Source organism: Lichenibacterium ramalinae (assembly GCF_004137085.1).
In the GTDB taxonomy this organism is placed as follows: Bacteria; Pseudomonadota; Alphaproteobacteria; order Rhizobiales; family Beijerinckiaceae; genus Lichenihabitans; species Lichenihabitans ramalinae.
On sequence record NZ_QYBC01000001.1, the window covers coordinates 244904 to 259273 of the forward strand.

Below are 14370 nucleotides of genomic sequence, written 5' to 3' on the forward strand. Positions count from 1 at the left end.
ACGGCGCCGGGTCGGAGAGCCCCACCCCGAAAGCGAGGCGAATGACCGACACGTCCGCCACCCCCTTCGATCTGTTCCCCTTCGATCGCGGGCGCCTGTCGCAGCGGCACTCGACATGGACGGTGGCGGGTGCGGGGGCCGTCACCCTGGGGGTGCTGGTCGGGTCCTGGCTCATCGACCACCGTGCGGCGGCGCCGCAGCCGACCGTCGAGAATGCCGGCACGGCCCGGCTCACCGCCGCGTTCCACACGCCCCCCGCTCCCCCCTTGCCCGAACTGTCCCGCCCCGAGCCGGCACGCCTGGCCGCGACGGCGCCCGCCGCGCCCGGCCTCGAGGGCGCCTTCCAGTCGGCCGCGGCGCCCGTCGCCGCCCTGCCGCCCCCGGCCGCACCGGCCCTGATCGACCCCGCTCCCGCGCAGGGGCCCGTGGCCCTGGCCGACAGCGCGCCGCTGCCCGCACGCTTCGTGCCGCCGACGCCCGGCACCACCGAGGCGGCGGCGCCGACGCCCGCTCCGGAATTCGCCATGCTGCTGCCGCTGCCCGAAGCCCCGCACGACACGGCGCCCGTCCCGGTGGCGCCGACCGTGGTGGCGCCGTCCGTGGTGGCACCCGTCGCGGCCGGGCCCGAGCGGGCGGAGGTCCCGCAGGCCGTGACGGTGCCGCTGCCGGCGCCGCGGCCCGACTTCCGCATCGCCGCGCCGGAGCCCTCGCCCCGGGCGCCGCGCCGCCAGACGGCGCGCAACACCGACACGGCGCCGACCCCGGTCGCGCCCGGCATCCCGGCCGACAACCGCTCGTTCCTCGATAGGTTCTTCGGGGCCCTCAAGCCGTCGAACGGCCCGACGCTCGCCTATGCGTCGCCCGAGGACGGCCTGTTCGGTCGCCCCGCCGTCGTCCCCTCGGCGCACGACTATTCGCGCACCCCCTACACGGCCGTCTACGACATCTCGGCCCACACCGTGTACATGCCGGACGGCTCGAAGCTCGAGGCGCATTCGGGCCTCGGCCGGATGATCGACGACCCGCGCCACGTCGCGGCCCGCAACGTCGGCCCGACGCCGCCGCACGTCTACGACCTGACCCTGCGGGAATCGCTGTTCCACGGCGTCCAGGCTCTGCGCCTCAACCCCGTGGGCGGCGGCGGCGTGTTCGGCCGCACCGGCCTGCTGGCCCACACCTTCATGCTGGGGCCGAACGGCGACTCCAACGGCTGCGTGTCGTTCCGCGACTATGCGTCCTTCCTGCGGGCCTACCAGAACGGCCAGGTGCGGCGGCTGGTGGTGGTGCCGGGCCTCGGCTGAGCCGCCGCGGCCGCGCCTCGACAGGCCCGGGGTTCGGCCCTATCCTGGACGGGACGGGTCGGGTGCCGCGGAGACGATGCGGCGCCGGTCGCGTCGCAGTCCTGCGGGGTGAGCCGATGCCCGCCCCCCGCCAAGGCCGGGCACGACGATCCGGCGGAGATCCCCATCCATGTTCGAAAAGCGCAAGCTCGGCCGCACCGGGCTCGACGTCACGTCGATCTGCCTCGGCACCATGACCTGGGGCCAGCAGAACACCGAAGCCGAGGGCCACGCCCAGCTCGATCTCGCCATCGGCCGCGGCATCAACTTCATCGACACGGCCGAGATGTATTCCATCCCGCCCAAGGCCGAAACCCAGGGCTCGACCGAGCGGATCATCGGCACCTGGCTGAAGAGCCGGGGTGGCCGCGAGCGCATCGTCGTCGCCTCCAAGGTGTCGGGCCGCTCGAGCAACGATTGGCTTCGCCCCGGCGGCAAGCCGGCCCGGCTCGACGAGGGCAACATCCGCTACGCCGTCGAGGGCTCGCTGAAGCGCCTCCAGACCGACTACATCGACCTCTACCAGCTGCATTGGCCCGACCGCGTCGTGAGCCTGTTCGGGGCGGGCGGCAACGTGTTCCGCGACCTGCCGCGGCCCGACGATTCCGTGCCGATCGCCGACACGCTGGGCGCGCTCGGCCGCCTCGTCGAGGAGGGCAAGATCCGCCACGTCGGCCTGTCCAACGAGACGCCCTGGGGCACCATGCGCTTTCTCGCCGCCGCCGAGGCAGGGCACGGGCCCCGCATCGCCGCGATCCAGAACAGCTACAACCTCATCAACCGCAACTACGAGCTCGGGCTGGCGGAGATCGGCCTGCGCGAAGACGTCGGGTTGCTGGCCTATTCGCCGCTGGGCCAGGGCTACCTCACCGGCAAGTACCAGGGCGGCGCCCGGCCGGCCGGCGCCCGCTCGACGCTGTTCAACCGCGGCCAGCGCTACGAGAAGCCCGGCGTCGCCACGGCGATCGACGCTTACCTGGCGCTGGCGCGCGAGTTCGGCCTCGACCCCGCCCAGATGGCGCTGGCCTTCGTGACCTCGCGCAAGTTCGTCGCCTCCAACATCATCGGGGCGACCAGCATCGCGCAGCTCGAGACGGCGCTGGCCTCGGCCGACGTCGCCATCACGCCGGAACTCGAGGATCGCATCGACGCGATCCACCAGGTGCACCAGAACCCGGCACCCTGAGGGCGGCCCAGGCTCGCCAGCAAGGCCGGCGAGCAAGGCCCGGCGCCTGCCTCCGCGCCGGTCCGGCGGGCTTGCCGCCCGCCGCCGCGCGGGGCAAGACTTCCCGCCGGACCCAGACCCGACCGGAGGGCATCTCATGACGCCGCGCTACGTGGTTCGCCAGGAGGAGGACGGCAGCTGGACGGTGTATGACGCCGCGACCGACCTCCCGGCCGTGGTCAACGACATGCCGCAGCTCGGGCACGGCGAGGAGGATGCCCGCGCCGTCGCGCGGGAACTCGACGCGCTGATGGCCGACGACGAGGACTGAGGCGCCCTCCCCCGCCGTCAGGTCCCGTCGTTGGGCCCGCACCAGCCCGGCAGGTAGCGGGCGTCGCGGCTCTTGGCGAATTCCAGCGCCTGCAGCAGGGCGCCCGAGAAGGAGGCGTCGACTTCGCGCCGCTTGATGCGCCGCCGAAGGGCGTCGGCCCACATGAACTCGGTGAACGGCACCGTCTCCTTGGCGTAGCCGCCGGCGCGGCGCAGCGCGCCCGCGAGGCTGCGGAAAGGGTCGTCGGCGAGATCGGCGATGGATTTCGGGATGTCGTCGAAGCCCGCCCGCCGCCCCTCGGCGTCGTAGGGATGACACCAGCCCCGGTTGTCGGCGAAGACCCAGAAGGCGTCCCGGTCGAGCATGCTGAGGTCGGCCACGACATTGACCAGCACGCCGGCGCACCCCTCCTCGAGCAGCGCCCGCGTCAGGTGGTGGTGGTCGATCACGTAGGGGCGCTTCTTCGGGCCGAGCAGGACCGGGATCATGTGCCGGCCGAGCCATTCGGCGCGGTCGCCGTCGGGCCGCTCGCTCCAGTCCCGGCGCTTCTCCGCCACCTCGCGGAAGCCGACCGTCACCTGCGTGGGTCGGAGTTCGGCGATCGGCACCGTCTGAAGCAGGGGTTCGCGGGTCGACATGGGCCATCCTGGACTAAGCTTGGCCTCACTCCCTATCAGGGCTGGCCGAACCTGTCGCGCCAGGCCGGCAGGGCGCCGGGGAAGGGCAGCGCCGCCGCCGCGAAGACACCCCGCGCCACCGCCCGGGCCAGCGTCTCGGCCGCCAGCGCGCCGATCTCGGTGAGGTCGCGCGCCGTGACCGGGCGCGGGGTCAGCCCCGTCGCCGCCGCGAAGACGACGTCGCCGTCGAGCGCCGCATGGGCGGGCCGCAGCGCCAGGGCGAGGCCGCCCTGGGCCACCACGGCGAGGCGCTTGCACTGCGCCTTGGTGAGGGGCGCGTCGGTCGCCACCACGCAGATGGTGGTGTTCTCGGGCCGGTCACCCTTGGTGCGGAACGGGGGGGCGCCCGCGGGGCCGGAGCGCGGCAGGCCGAGGCCGCCGAACTCGGCGTCGCGCTCGTAGGGGGCGGCCCAGAAATGCGGGCCGTCGCCCACCGTGGCCTGTCCCAGCGCGTTGACGGCGGCGAGGGCACCGACGCGGTAGCCCCGGGGCGTGACGGCGCTCGCCGAGCCGAGCCCGCCCTTGAGGTCCGCCGTGGTGGCGCCGAGCCCCGCCCCGACGCTGCCGAGCGCGAAGTGCGGCCCCGCCGCTGCCACGGCCGCGTGGCCGAGGTCCCAATAGGGCGGGCGGCGGCCCCAGGCCTTGTCGCCGCCGTTGGCGAGATCGAACAGCACCGCGCCCGGCACGATGGGCACGCGCGCCGCCCCGACGGCGAAACCCCGACCCTGCGCCGCCAGGGCCGCCATGGCGCCGCCCATGCCGTCGAGCCCGAAAGCGGATCCGCCCGACAGCACCAGGGCGTCGACGCCCTCGACCGTCATCTCGGGTTCGAGCAGCGCCGTGTCGCGCACGCCGGGCGCGCCGCCGTGAATGGCGATGGAAGCGGTGGCCGGCCGGTCGAACACGACGGCGGTCAGGCCGGAGGCGAGGCGCCCGTCATCGGCGTGCCCGACCCGCAGGCCCGGCACGTCCGTGATGAGGTTGCGCGTGGCGGCCAAGGCGGCGGGGCCGCCTCAGTACTTGCGGCGCAGCACGACCTCGCGGCGGATATGGCGGTAGTGGCGCACAGGCGCGCAGACCGGCTCGCGGCCGAATTCTCGCGCATAATCGGCGCGGTAGACGTTCATGGCTTCGTCGCCATCGTGGTCGGCGGGAACGCCCGGGCCCTGCCAGGGATAGCCGCCGTCCCAGCCGGCGCGGGTGCGGAACCGGTCGCCGATCCGGTAGGCGCCCGGGCCCTGCCAACCGGTGCGGTAGCGGCAATAGACCTCGGCATCCCAGCGGAAGGTCGCGAGGTGGTGCGCCTTCCTCTCGATGTCCGCGTAGGTCGTGTCGTAATGGGCGTAGTTCAGCTTCCAATAGGGATAGTCGCCGTTGGCGATCAGCGGCGAGGTGGCGCTGGCCGGCGACGCCGCGGCCAGGAGGGTGGTGGCCACGAGGGCCGGGAACCAGTGACGCAAGCTCATCTCCCGCGCGGCCATGCGGCCGACTCGCCCATTTGACGCCGAATACCTTCATCTAACGCCGAAGCGCCCCGTCCCGCCGCACGGATTCGCCCGGCGCCCACACGAATCCCGCGACGTGTCGCACCGCCGCAACGGTGGGACGCGGTCCGGCCGGCACCGCCCGTGCGGCGGGCGGCTCCGCGGCGAAGACCTCGCCTGTTCGCCGCCGATCCTCTACGGATCCTCCATGCCCAGTTCCGTGTCGTTCCCGGCCGCGCTGATCGCCGGCCTCGTCTCCTTCCTCAGCCCCTGCGTGCTGCCCCTGGTGCCGCCCTACCTGTGCTTCATGGCGGGGACCACGCTGGAAGAGTTGCAGGGCGGCGACGCAGGCCGCTCGCGCCGCGGCGCGCTGCTGGCCAGCCTGCTCTTCGTGGCGGGCTTCTCCACCGTCTTCGTCGCCCTCGGCGCCACGGCCTCGGCCTTCGGCACGCTGTTGCGCCAGCACGGCGAGGCCCTGTCGATCGTGGCGGGCCTCGGCATCATCGTCATGGGGCTGCACTTCATCGGCCTGTTCCGGCTGGGCCTCCTCTATCGGCAGGCCCGCGTCGAGGTGCAGCGTCCGCCGGGGCTGTGGAGCGCCTATGCGATGGGGCTGGCCTTCGCCTTCGGCTGGACGCCCTGCATCGGGCCGATCCTCGCCGCCATCCTGGCGGTGGCGGGCTCCCAGGCGACGGTGGGCAGCGGCGCGGCGCTGCTGCTCGCCTATTCGGCCGGGCTCGGCCTGCCCTTCGTGCTGGCGGCCGTCGCCATCGGGACCTTCACGACCTTCCTGCGCGGTTTCAGGCGCCACTTCGCCACCATGGAGAAGCTCGCCGGGGCCGCCCTGGTGCTGACCGGCATCGCCTTCCTGTCGGGCGGCATGCAGAGCCTGTCGTTCTGGATCATCGAGACGTTTCCGGGCCTGGCACGGCTGGGCTGACGGCGGGCCGCTCCGCCGGCAGGCCCCGGGCCAGAAGGGCGAGGCCGATCTCGTCCAGCGTCGCCGGGTCCTCGATGGTGGCGGGCAGCGCCCAGTCCGCCCCGTCGGCGATGCGCTTCATCGTGCCCCGCAGGATCTTGCCCGAGCGGGTCTTGGGCAACCGGTCGACCGCCACGGCCAGCTTGAAGGCCGCCACCGGCCCGATGCGCTCGCGCACCAGCGCCACGACCTCGCCCTCGACGGCGGCACGGGGCCGGGCCGAGCCGGCCTTCAGCACCAGGAAGCCGAGCGGCACCTCGCCCTTCAGGGCGTCGCTCATGCCGATCACGGCGCATTCCGCCACATCGGGATGGGCCGCCAGCACCTCCTCCATGCCACCGGTCGACAGGCGGTGGCCCGCCACGTTGATGATGTCGTCGGTGCGGCCCATCACCCAGACGTAGCCGTCGGCGTCGACCGTGCCGGCATCGCCGGTCTCGTAATGGCCCGGGAAGGCCGACAGGTAGCTGTCCACCATCCTCCCGTCCTGTCCCCACAGCGTCGGCAGGGCGCCGGGCGGCAGCGGCAGCGCGATCACCAGCGCCCCCATGGTGCCGGGCGGCACCTCGGCGCCCGCCTCGTCGACGGCCTTGAGGGCGAAGCCCGGCATCGGCACGGTGGGCGAGCCCGCCTTGGTGGGCAGCAGCCCGAGGCCCGCCGGGTTGCCGGCGATGCACCAGCCCGTCTCGGTCTGCCACCAATGGTCCACCACGGGCAGGCCGAAGCCCTGCTCGGCCCATCGCACCGTGGTGGGATCGGCCCGCTCCCCGGCGAGGAACAGCGTGCGGAGGCGCGACAGGTCGTGGTGGCGCCGCAGCACGCCGTCGGGGTCCTCCTTGCGGATGGCGCGGAAGGCCGTCGGGGCGGTGAAGAAGGCCGCGACGCCATGGTCGGCGCAGACGCGCCAGACGGCGCCGGCGTCGGGCGTGCCGACCGGCTTGCCCTCGTAGAGCACGCTGGTGGCACCGTGGATCAGCGGGCCGTAGACGATGTAGCTGTGGCCCACCACCCAGCCGATGTCGGAGGCCGTGAAGAAGGCCTCCCCGGGCGCGACGCCGTAGAGGTTCGGCATGGACCAGGCCAGCGCCACCGCATAGCCGCCGGTGTCGCGCACCACGCCCTTGGGCAGGCCGGTCGTGCCCGACGTGTAGAGGATGTAGAGGGGGTCGGTGGCCTTCACCTCCACGCAGGCCGCCCGCATCCCGGCCCGTTCGGCCGCCGCCACCGCCTCGGCCCAATCGCGGTCGCGCCCCGGGACGAGGCCCGCCGGCGCCTGCGGCCGCTGCCAGACGAGGCAGCGGGCGGGCGCGTGGCGGGCGAGGCGCAGGGCCTCGTCGAGCAGCGGCTTGTAGGGCACGATGCGGGCCGGCTCGACCCCGCAGGACGCGGTGAGGACCAGCTTGGGCGCGGCGTCGTCGATGCGCTTGGCGAGTTCGGCCGCGGCGAAGCCGCCGAACACCACCGAATGGACGGCGCCGATCCGCGCGCAGGCCAGCATGGCGAAGACCGCCTGCGGGATCATCGGCATGTAGAGGACGACGCGGTCGCCGTATCCCACGCCCTCGGCCGCCAGCACGGCCGCCAGGGTCGCCACCGTGTCGCGCATCTCGCCGTAGGTGAAGCGCGACACCGCCCCGGTGACGGGGCTGTCGTGGATCAGGGCGACCTGGTCGCGGCGCGCGCCGTCGGCGTGGCGGTCGAGCGCGTTGTGGCAGATGTTCAGCGTGGCATCGGGGAACCAGCGGCCGTAGGGGCCCGACGCCGGATCGAAGATGCGGTCGGGCGGGCGGATCCAGTCGACGGCCCGGGCCGCCTCGCGCCAGAAGGCCTCCGGGTCGCGGCGCCAGGCGGCATGGACCTCGGCATAACGGCTCGCCATCCCGGCTCCCTCCCGATCCGGCCGTGATCCCGGCCTTGCCCGCCAACGTGCGGCGGGAGACGCCAGCTTGCGGCAGGGGCCGCCACGACGCAATCGGGCGCGGTGTTGCGGCAGGGCTCCGAACGCGGGGCGACGTGGGATCGTCGGGAGCGCCCTTCTCCCGCTGGCGGGAGAAGGTGGCGCGGCGCCGTCGACCTCAATCCGGAGCCCTGGGTGTCACGGGCGCGCCGGGACGCGCCGGCCCGGGAGCGTCCTGACGCCCAGGAACAGCAGGAGGCCGATCGGCCCGGCCAGGAAGGTGAGGGCGAGGCAGGGCAGCAGGAGCCAGTGCGGCACGCCGCGCCGTCCGGCATCCTCGGCCTCCCAGGCGCCGGTCCACAGGTCGAGGGCCAGGTAGTGGACCCAGCCGACCAGCATCACGTGCGGGTCCGAGAAGGCGCGGGCGAGGCCCGACAGGGTCGTGAGGTCGGGGGCGGGCCCGCCCGCCCGGGCCAGGGCCAGCCCCACCATCACGGCATAGCCGACCGCCATAGCGGCCGCGACGACGCGGGCGGACGCCACCAGCGCCGGGCGGGCGAGGGGCGCGAGGCAGAGGGCCAGCCAGCCGACGAGCGGCAGGGCATTGGCCAGCGCGAAGAGTTGGTCGTCCGACATCGCCGTCGCGCCTTCCGGACCGGAGCCAGCCCGTTGTCGCAACGGCGCGATGGGCCGGCGGTTCCCCGCCGGCCGGGCCGCGCCCTCACGCGGGCCGGCGGCCCGTGACGGCCAGCAGCGGATCCCCGCCCCCGTCGCGGGCGAGCGGCCGGGCCGCCCTCACCTGCGCGAAGCCCGCACTCTGAAGGTAGAACGACACGAGGTCGGCGTGGTCGATACCAGACTGCCAGATCGCCACCGCCTTGGTGGGGAAGCAGCGGTCCGAGACCGTGACGACGATGGGCGCCCCGGGCACGAGGCACCGCAGCACCTCGCCGAAGACCGCCACGGGGTGTTCGAGGTACTGGACCGAGACGCAGCAGGCGGCACCGTCGAGGCTGGCGGTGGCCAGCGGCAGGGCGGGGTCGGCGTTGAGGTCCTGCACGATGCGGCGCGCGAGGCGCGGGTTGGCGTCGAGTTCGGCGCGGTTGAGCCCGAGGCCCACGACCTCGCCGTAGGCGACGTCGGCCGGCAGGTGGCTGATCCAGCTCGACATCAGGTCCAGCAGCCGGTCGCCCGGCGCGAAGGTCGCCCGGTAGAGGGCGGTCACGGCCGCGATGGCGCGGTCGTCGATGTGGGCGACGAAGCGCGGCGACCCGTAGAAGAGCGGGTCGGGCGCGGCGTCGTGCTTGGCGAAAGCCCAGGCGGGAAAGTCGGGAGTGTCCGTCATGGGACGGTGACGCGGTGCCGTCCCGCACCGTTCGCGGGACATATCGTCCCGGTGCGCCCCGACCAGGAGAGGCGCGCCGCCGGCCCGCCGTTGTGTTAACGCAGCATCACGGAATCATAGCGGGAGCGGACGACATGGCTGGTGAACTTCTGGCAGCTTATCTCGACGACTGGGCCGGCACGGATGCGCAGCGGCGCGACGTCGCCGCCACCGTGATGGCGCTGACGGACGCCTGCCGGGCCATCTCGGTCCTGGTGGCGCAGGGCAACCTCGAGCAGAACCTCGGCGCCGCCGTGACCGAGAACGTCCAGGGCGAGACGCAGAAGGCGCTCGACGATCTCACCGACCGCATGTTGATCGAGGCCTGCCGCAAGGCGCCGGTCGCCGCCGTCGCCTCCGAGGAGGACGAGCACCCCGTGCCGGGCAACCCGCAGGGCGCGAGCCTCCTCGTCGCCTTCGACCCGCTCGACGGCTCGTCCAACATCGACATCAACGTGTCGATCGGCACGATCTTCTCGGTGCTGCCGGTGAAGCCGGGCGCCGACCCGGTGTCGGTCGAGGCCTTCCTGCAGCCGGGCCGCAACCAGCTCGCCGCCGGCTACGTCCTCTACGGCCCCCAGACCACGCTCGTCATGACGGTCGGGGCCGGCGCCGTCTGCTTCACGCTCGACCGCCGGCGCGACGCCTTCGTGCTGACGCACGACAGGCTGGAGGTGCCGCACGCCACCAAGGAATTCGCCATCAACATGGCCAACCAGCGCCACTGGCCGAAGCCCGTGCAGCGCTACATCGACGAATGCCTGAAAGGCGCCGAGGGCGGCCGCGGCGAGAACACCAACATGCGCTGGGTGGCGTCGCTGGTCGCGGACTGCAACCGGGTGCTGATCCGCGGCGGCGTGTACCTGTACCCGGGCGATGCGCGGCCTGGCTATGCCGAGGGGCGCATCCGCGTGCTCTACGAAGCGTCCCCCATCGCCTTCGTGGTGGAGCAGGCGGGCGGCGAAGCCGTGACGGGCGCGGGCGAGAAGATCATGGACATCGTGCCCGCCCGGCTGCACCAGCGCGCTTCGCTGATCTTCGGCTCGCGCGACGAGATCGCCCGCATCGAGGAGCACCACGCGGCGGCCTGACGGCCGGGGCGCCGCGACGGCGCGTCACGCACCCCGGCGGCCCCGCCATTCCGACGCATAGAAGAGCAACGCCAGGACCGGCAGGGCGATGCCGATCGCGGATGCCAACGGCCAGCCGCCGGCCGCGAAGGCCCATCCCCCGGCGGCGGACCCGACCGCGCCGCCGAGGAAGAAGAAGGCCATGAACATGCCGTTGAGCCGCGCGCGATAGTCCGCGCCGACGGAGAAGATGGCGCGCTGGCTCAGCACCAGGTTGGCGGTGACGCCGAAGTCGAGCAGGATGGCGGCCGCCACCAGCAGGCCCAGCGCCAGCGGCGTGCCGGGCGTCGCCGCATGGGTCAGGCCGAAGCTCGCCGCCGCCAGCACCATGGCGCCGCCCGTCGCCGGGCGGATCCAGCCCCGGTCGGCCGCGCGTCCGGCCAGCGGCGCCGCGACGGCCCCGGCGACGCCCGCCAGCGCGAAGAGCGCGATCCCGGCCTGCGACAGGTGATACGGCGGCCCGGCCAGCAGCAGCGGCGTCGTGGTCCAGAACAGCGAGAAGGCGCCGAACAGGCAGAACTGGTAGGCGGCGCGGCGGCGCAGTAGCGGCATGGTGCGGGCGAGGTGCAGCATGGAGGCCAGCAACGCCCCATAGGCCAGGCGCTGCGCCGGGACGCGCTGCGGCAGGGCGCGGTGCAGCACCGCCATCAGCACCACCATGATGGCGGTGGAGCCGAAGAACACCGCATGCCACGACGACACCTGGGCGACGAAGCTCGCAGCCGGCCGCGACAGCATGATGCCGAGCATGAGCCCGCTCATGACGTTGCCGACCACCTGGCCGCGCTTCGCCTCGGGGGCGAGATGGGCCGCGAAGGGCACGAGGATTTGCACGGCGACGGAGCCCAACCCGATCATCAAGGCGGCCGGCAGGAACACCGCGGCGCTCGGGGCCAGGGCCGCGGCGAGCAGCGCGACCGTGGCCAGCGCCGTCACGGCGAGGGTCAGCCGCCGGTTCTCGACGAGGTCGCCGAGCGGCACGATGAAGAGCAGCCCGGCGCCGTAGCCGAGCTGCGTCATGGTGACGATGAGCCCCGCTCCGGCATGCGACAGGCCGAGCGAGGTGCTGATCGGCCCCGCCAGCGGCTGGGCGTAGTAGAGGTTGGCGACGATGAGGCCGCAGGTCACGGCGAGCAGCATCGTGATGCGGCGCGGCACGGCATCGGGGAGCGCCGTGTCGGACGCGGTGGTCAGCGAGGACAAGGGCAGGCCTCCGGGCGGGGTCGGATGCACCTGCGGTGGACTGCCGGCGGCCGCCCGTCAACCCGCGGCCCCGGGATCGCAGCCATGCGGCATCGCGCCGTGACGGATCCCGGGCCGAGCGCCGGCGGCTCAGCCGCCGGTGGTGGCGAGCAGCCGGTTCACGCCGCCCTGGCCGTTGACGCCGTCGGGGAAGAAGCCGCCCTTCTGCGCGCCGGCCGCGCCGTAGACGACGTTCAGCACCTGCCGCGGCGTACGGGCGAAGGCGAGGCTGTTGGCATCGGTGTCGGTGATGTTGACGGGCGAGGGGAAGCCGCCGCCGAGCGTGCTCTGGTCGCCGCCGATCCCCTGGTCGTCGAGGGCGCCGGACAGCCGCGCCCGCGTCGCCGAGATCAGCGCCGTGGCGTTGGCATAGAAGGCGTTCTGCTGGGAGTAGAGCAGCGTCCGGATCGTGCCGAGATGATAGGCCTCGGCGGCGAAGATGCTGGAGGCGGCGGCGAGCGTCGTCTTGCTGGTGATGAAGGGCGCGGCGCCGTTATAGGCCGTGACGCCGACTTCGGTCAGCGTATAGGCGCCGAGCAGGAAGCTGTAGTCGTCCGCATAGGGGTTGAAGTTGCCCGGCAGGCCGGCGGCGGCGGCGAAAGCCGTGAAGGCCGTGTCGAGCGAGATGATGGGTTCGGCCACGGCGGCCCGGCCGAGGGCCGAGCGGATGAAGATGATGTGGTTCTTCTCGTCGTTGGCGACTTCCGCCATGGCGTCGAGCACCACGGGATTCCCGAACGCGACCTTGCTGCCGCCGCGCACGCCGCCGCCCTGCTGGCCGATGCCGCTCGTCAGGTCGGCCGGCAGACCGATCCCGTAGACGCCGCGGTTGTAATATTCGCCCTCGAGATATTCGAGGTTCAGCGCGAAGTTCAGGATGGCGGTGTCGATGTCGGCCTGCTGGGCGTTGGCATCGTCCGTCATGGCGCCGGCGAAAGCCGCCAGCACGCCGCCGAACCCGGCCGCCTTCATGAAGGCCCGCCGGCCGGCTTCGAGGTCGATCGGGCGCTCGCCATCATTCTGCATGTGGTCGGTCGGCCTGGTGTCGGTCATGTCGATCTTTCCCGCGGTGTCGGCCGGGCCAGGACAAGGTCGTCGCGGGCTGCCGTAGTTCCGACACGCGATCGACCTGATCCGGGTTCCCGTCCCGCGCCCGATCCGGGCCGGGTGCGACAACAGGCCCTGTGCCGATGGTGGGCAGCGGAGCGACCGGATTGCCGTGGCGATCGCGAACGCTACGTCAGCGCGAGACGTCCTTGAGGCTCAGCGGCAGGCCGGCCGTCACCAGCACCACCCGGTCGCAGACCTCGGCGACGCGCTGGTTCAACCGGCCCTGCGCGTCCCGGAAGTCGCGGGCCAGGCGGTTGTCGGGCACGATCCCCCAGCCGACTTCGTTGGACACCAGGACGACGGCGCCGGCGAGCCGCGGCAGCGCGGCGACGAGGTCGCGGCAGGCGGGCTCCACGGCCTCGGCCGCCCGGTCCGGCGCGCCCCCGAGCATGACGTTGGTCAGCCACAGCGTGAGGCAGTCCACCAGCACGGTCCGGCCCGGGCCCGCCTCGCGTTCGAGGACCGCCGCGAGAGCCAGCGGCTCCTCGATGGTGCGCCAGCCGTCGGCCGCGCGGGCGTCACGGTGGGCCGCGATGCGGGCCCGCATCTCGTCGTCCCAGGCGGTGGCGGTCGCCAGGTAGATGCGGTCGAGGCCGGTGCCGCAGGCCAGCGCCTCGGCGTGCCGGCTCTTGCCCGAGCGCGCGCCGCCGATCACCAGCGTCAACGACGCCGTCACGCCGACGCCTCCGAGCCGATGCGTCCGCGCTCGATCCGGAGCGGAGGCATCGGAGGCGAAGGCGCTTCGGAGCCCGTCGGGCCCGTGCCTTGGCGTTTGTCTGCGTCGGCGACGGCACGGCCCATGCTAGCGCGCCAGCCAGCGCAGCAGCGTGCGCCACGAGACGGTGGTGCGGTTGTAGACGCGATTGTAGGCGGCACGGCGCGGGTCGGTCAGCCAGCCCCAGCCGCGCGGTGCCTTGAGGCCGAGGCTGTGGCGCAGGTAGCGCCGCCAGGACAGGCGCGCCGCGAGGCTCTTCGCGGGCGAGGGGCGACGGAGGCCGTACTTCATCCCGCAAGGCTAGTCGGACCCGGACGGTGCGTCCAGCATCAGCACCATATGCAGCTTGGCGACCGCCACCCCGTCCACCAGCATGGCCCGCGGCTCCCGCCCGAAGACCGTGAAGCCGCAGCGCCGGTAGAGCGCCTCGGCGCCGCCGTTGCCGTCCGACACGGTGAGGACGAGCTGGAGCAGGCCCGGCACCGTCCGGGCTTCGGCGACGAGGCGGCGCACCAGCGCACCGCCGAGCCCCCGCCCGGCCGCCGCCGGGGCGACCGCCACGCCGAAGACGGAACCCTTGTGGCGGTGCTTGGCGCGGAGGTCGCGCTTGAAACCGGCCGTGCCCACGACGTCACGGCCCGCGAAGGCGCCGAGCACGAAATCCTGCGGCCGTGCCGGATCGTGGATACGCGCCGCCGCCACGGCCAGCGCATGGCCGCGCTCCTCCTCGGCGCTGGAGCCGAAGGCCAGGGGGTTGCCCTCCAGGGCCGCCAGGCGGAACTCGGCATAGGCCCGCGCATCCTCCGGCACGAGGCGGCGGATCGAGGCCGGGGCGTCGGTCGACGACATCATGGGTGGCGGCTCCGTTCGGGAGGAGTTTCCGGCCGGCACGGAGCCACGGCGGGCGCCGCCGCGC

Annotated in this window: 16 protein-coding genes; 5 read left to right on the forward strand and 11 right to left on the reverse strand. The window is 73.5% G+C overall.

What is annotated here, in order from left to right:
- The first annotated feature begins 41 nt into the window (after positions 1–41).
- The 3 genes from D3272_RS27805 (at position 42) to D3272_RS27095 (ending at position 2836) form a co-directional block, all read left to right on the forward strand.
- Positions 42–1301, forward strand: coding sequence for a DUF2778 domain-containing protein (locus tag D3272_RS27805; RefSeq protein WP_245496309.1), 1260 nt, complete (start codon positions 42–44; stop codon positions 1299–1301).
- A gap of 169 nt (positions 1302–1470) precedes the next feature.
- The gene (locus D3272_RS01165) at positions 1471–2526 is read left to right on the forward strand and encodes an aldo/keto reductase (RefSeq protein WP_129217240.1); all 1056 of its coding nucleotides are present in this window, start codon (positions 1471–1473) and stop codon (positions 2524–2526) included.
- Between the two features lie 136 nt (positions 2527–2662).
- Complete coding sequence (locus tag D3272_RS27095) at positions 2663–2836, forward strand: hypothetical protein (protein ID WP_165361161.1); 174 nt, start codon at positions 2663–2665, stop codon at positions 2834–2836.
- 17 nt (positions 2837–2853) lie between these two features.
- Here the strand turns inward: D3272_RS27095 and D3272_RS01170 are convergent, their stop codons facing one another.
- From D3272_RS01170 to D3272_RS01180, 3 genes are read right to left on the reverse strand one after another with little or no spacing between them, the layout of a single operon-like run.
- The gene (locus D3272_RS01170) at positions 2854–3474 is read right to left on the reverse strand and encodes a ParB-like protein (protein WP_129217241.1); all 621 of its coding nucleotides are present in this window, start codon (positions 3472–3474) and stop codon (positions 2854–2856) included.
- Positions 3475–3509: 35 nt separating this feature from the next.
- Positions 3510–4511, reverse strand: coding sequence for a P1 family peptidase (locus D3272_RS01175; RefSeq protein WP_129217242.1), 1002 nt, complete (start codon positions 4509–4511; stop codon positions 3510–3512).
- Between the two features lie 15 nt (positions 4512–4526).
- Positions 4527–4973 (reverse strand): hypothetical protein, encoded by a 447-nt coding sequence (locus D3272_RS01180; RefSeq protein WP_129217243.1) that lies wholly within the window; start codon positions 4971–4973, stop codon positions 4527–4529.
- Between the two features lie 232 nt (positions 4974–5205).
- Between D3272_RS01180 and D3272_RS01185 the strand changes: the two genes are divergently transcribed.
- Positions 5206–5937: a cytochrome c biogenesis CcdA family protein gene (locus D3272_RS01185; protein ID WP_129217244.1), complete on the forward strand. Its 732-nt coding sequence runs from the start codon at positions 5206–5208 to the stop codon at positions 5935–5937.
- Here D3272_RS01185 and D3272_RS01190 read toward each other — a convergent pair.
- The 3 genes from D3272_RS01190 to D3272_RS01200 form a co-directional block, all read right to left on the reverse strand.
- On the reverse strand, positions 5900–7855 hold the full coding sequence (locus D3272_RS01190; RefSeq protein ID WP_129217245.1) for an AMP-binding protein: 1956 nt from the start codon (positions 7853–7855) through the stop codon (positions 5900–5902). The two genes, D3272_RS01185 and D3272_RS01190, sit on opposite strands and share 38 nt — an antisense overlap.
- 216 nt (positions 7856–8071) lie before the next feature.
- Positions 8072–8509, reverse strand: coding sequence for an ABA4-like family protein (locus tag D3272_RS01195; RefSeq protein ID WP_129217246.1), 438 nt, complete (start codon positions 8507–8509; stop codon positions 8072–8074).
- An 85-nt stretch (positions 8510–8594) separates the two neighbouring features.
- Positions 8595–9218 (reverse strand): class I SAM-dependent methyltransferase, encoded by a 624-nt coding sequence (locus tag D3272_RS01200; protein ID WP_129217247.1) that lies wholly within the window; start codon positions 9216–9218, stop codon positions 8595–8597.
- Positions 9219–9352: 134 nt separating this feature from the next.
- Between D3272_RS01200 and D3272_RS01205 the strand changes: the two genes are divergently transcribed.
- Entirely contained in the window at positions 9353–10348 is a 996-nt protein-coding gene (locus D3272_RS01205) for a class 1 fructose-bisphosphatase (protein ID WP_129217248.1), read from the forward strand.
- 24 nt (positions 10349–10372) lie between these two features.
- Here D3272_RS01205 and D3272_RS01210 read toward each other — a convergent pair whose 3' ends face one another.
- The 5 genes from D3272_RS01210 to D3272_RS01230 form a co-directional block, all read right to left on the reverse strand.
- A complete protein-coding gene (locus tag D3272_RS01210; RefSeq protein ID WP_245496310.1) occupies positions 10373–11590 on the reverse strand; it encodes an MFS transporter in 1218 nt (405 codons plus the stop codon).
- Between the two features lie 129 nt (positions 11591–11719).
- Positions 11720–12682, reverse strand: a complete 963-nt coding sequence (locus D3272_RS01215) for a ferritin-like domain-containing protein (RefSeq protein WP_129217249.1) — start codon at positions 12680–12682, stop codon at positions 11720–11722.
- A gap of 187 nt (positions 12683–12869) precedes the next feature.
- Positions 12870–13415, reverse strand: a complete 546-nt coding sequence (cobU, locus tag D3272_RS01220; protein WP_129217250.1) for a bifunctional adenosylcobinamide kinase/adenosylcobinamide-phosphate guanylyltransferase — start codon at positions 13413–13415, stop codon at positions 12870–12872.
- 126 nt (positions 13416–13541) lie between these two features.
- On the reverse strand, positions 13542–13745 hold the full coding sequence (locus D3272_RS01225; RefSeq protein WP_129217251.1) for a hypothetical protein: 204 nt from the start codon (positions 13743–13745) through the stop codon (positions 13542–13544).
- A 9-nt stretch (positions 13746–13754) separates the two neighbouring features.
- Positions 13755–14306 carry a GNAT family N-acetyltransferase gene (locus tag D3272_RS01230; RefSeq protein WP_165361162.1) on the reverse strand — a complete coding sequence of 184 codons (552 nt, stop codon included), beginning with the start codon at positions 14304–14306 and terminating at the stop codon, positions 13755–13757.
- Positions 14307–14370 lie beyond the last annotated feature (64 nt).

Excerpts from the sequence above, each read along its gene's own strand:
- D3272_RS01200 (WP_129217247.1), bottom strand. The coding sequence starts at position 9,218 with ATGACGGACACTCCCGACTTTCCCGCCTGGGCTTTCGCCAAGCACGAC.
- D3272_RS01170 (WP_129217241.1), bottom strand. The coding sequence starts at position 3,474 with ATGTCGACCCGCGAACCCCTGCTTCAGACGGTGCCGATCGCCGAACTC.
- D3272_RS01215 (WP_129217249.1), bottom strand. The coding sequence starts at position 12,682 with ATGACCGACACCAGGCCGACCGACCACATGCAGAATGATGGCGAGCGC.
- D3272_RS01205 (WP_129217248.1), top strand. The coding sequence starts at position 9,353 with ATGGCTGGTGAACTTCTGGCAGCTTATCTCGACGACTGGGCCGGCACG.
- D3272_RS01185 (WP_129217244.1), top strand. The coding sequence starts at position 5,206 with ATGCCCAGTTCCGTGTCGTTCCCGGCCGCGCTGATCGCCGGCCTCGTC.
- D3272_RS01230 (WP_165361162.1), bottom strand. The coding sequence starts at position 14,306 with ATGATGTCGTCGACCGACGCCCCGGCCTCGATCCGCCGCCTCGTGCCG.
- D3272_RS01195 (WP_129217246.1), bottom strand. The coding sequence starts at position 8,509 with ATGTCGGACGACCAACTCTTCGCGCTGGCCAATGCCCTGCCGCTCGTC.
- D3272_RS01165 (WP_129217240.1), top strand. The coding sequence starts at position 1,471 with ATGTTCGAAAAGCGCAAGCTCGGCCGCACCGGGCTCGACGTCACGTCG.
- D3272_RS01225 (WP_129217251.1), bottom strand. The coding sequence starts at position 13,745 with ATGAAGTACGGCCTCCGTCGCCCCTCGCCCGCGAAGAGCCTCGCGGCG.
- D3272_RS27095 (WP_165361161.1), top strand. The coding sequence starts at position 2,663 with ATGACGCCGCGCTACGTGGTTCGCCAGGAGGAGGACGGCAGCTGGACG.
- D3272_RS27805 (WP_245496309.1), top strand. The coding sequence starts at position 42 with ATGACCGACACGTCCGCCACCCCCTTCGATCTGTTCCCCTTCGATCGC.
- D3272_RS01190 (WP_129217245.1), bottom strand. The coding sequence starts at position 7,855 with ATGGCGAGCCGTTATGCCGAGGTCCATGCCGCCTGGCGCCGCGACCCG.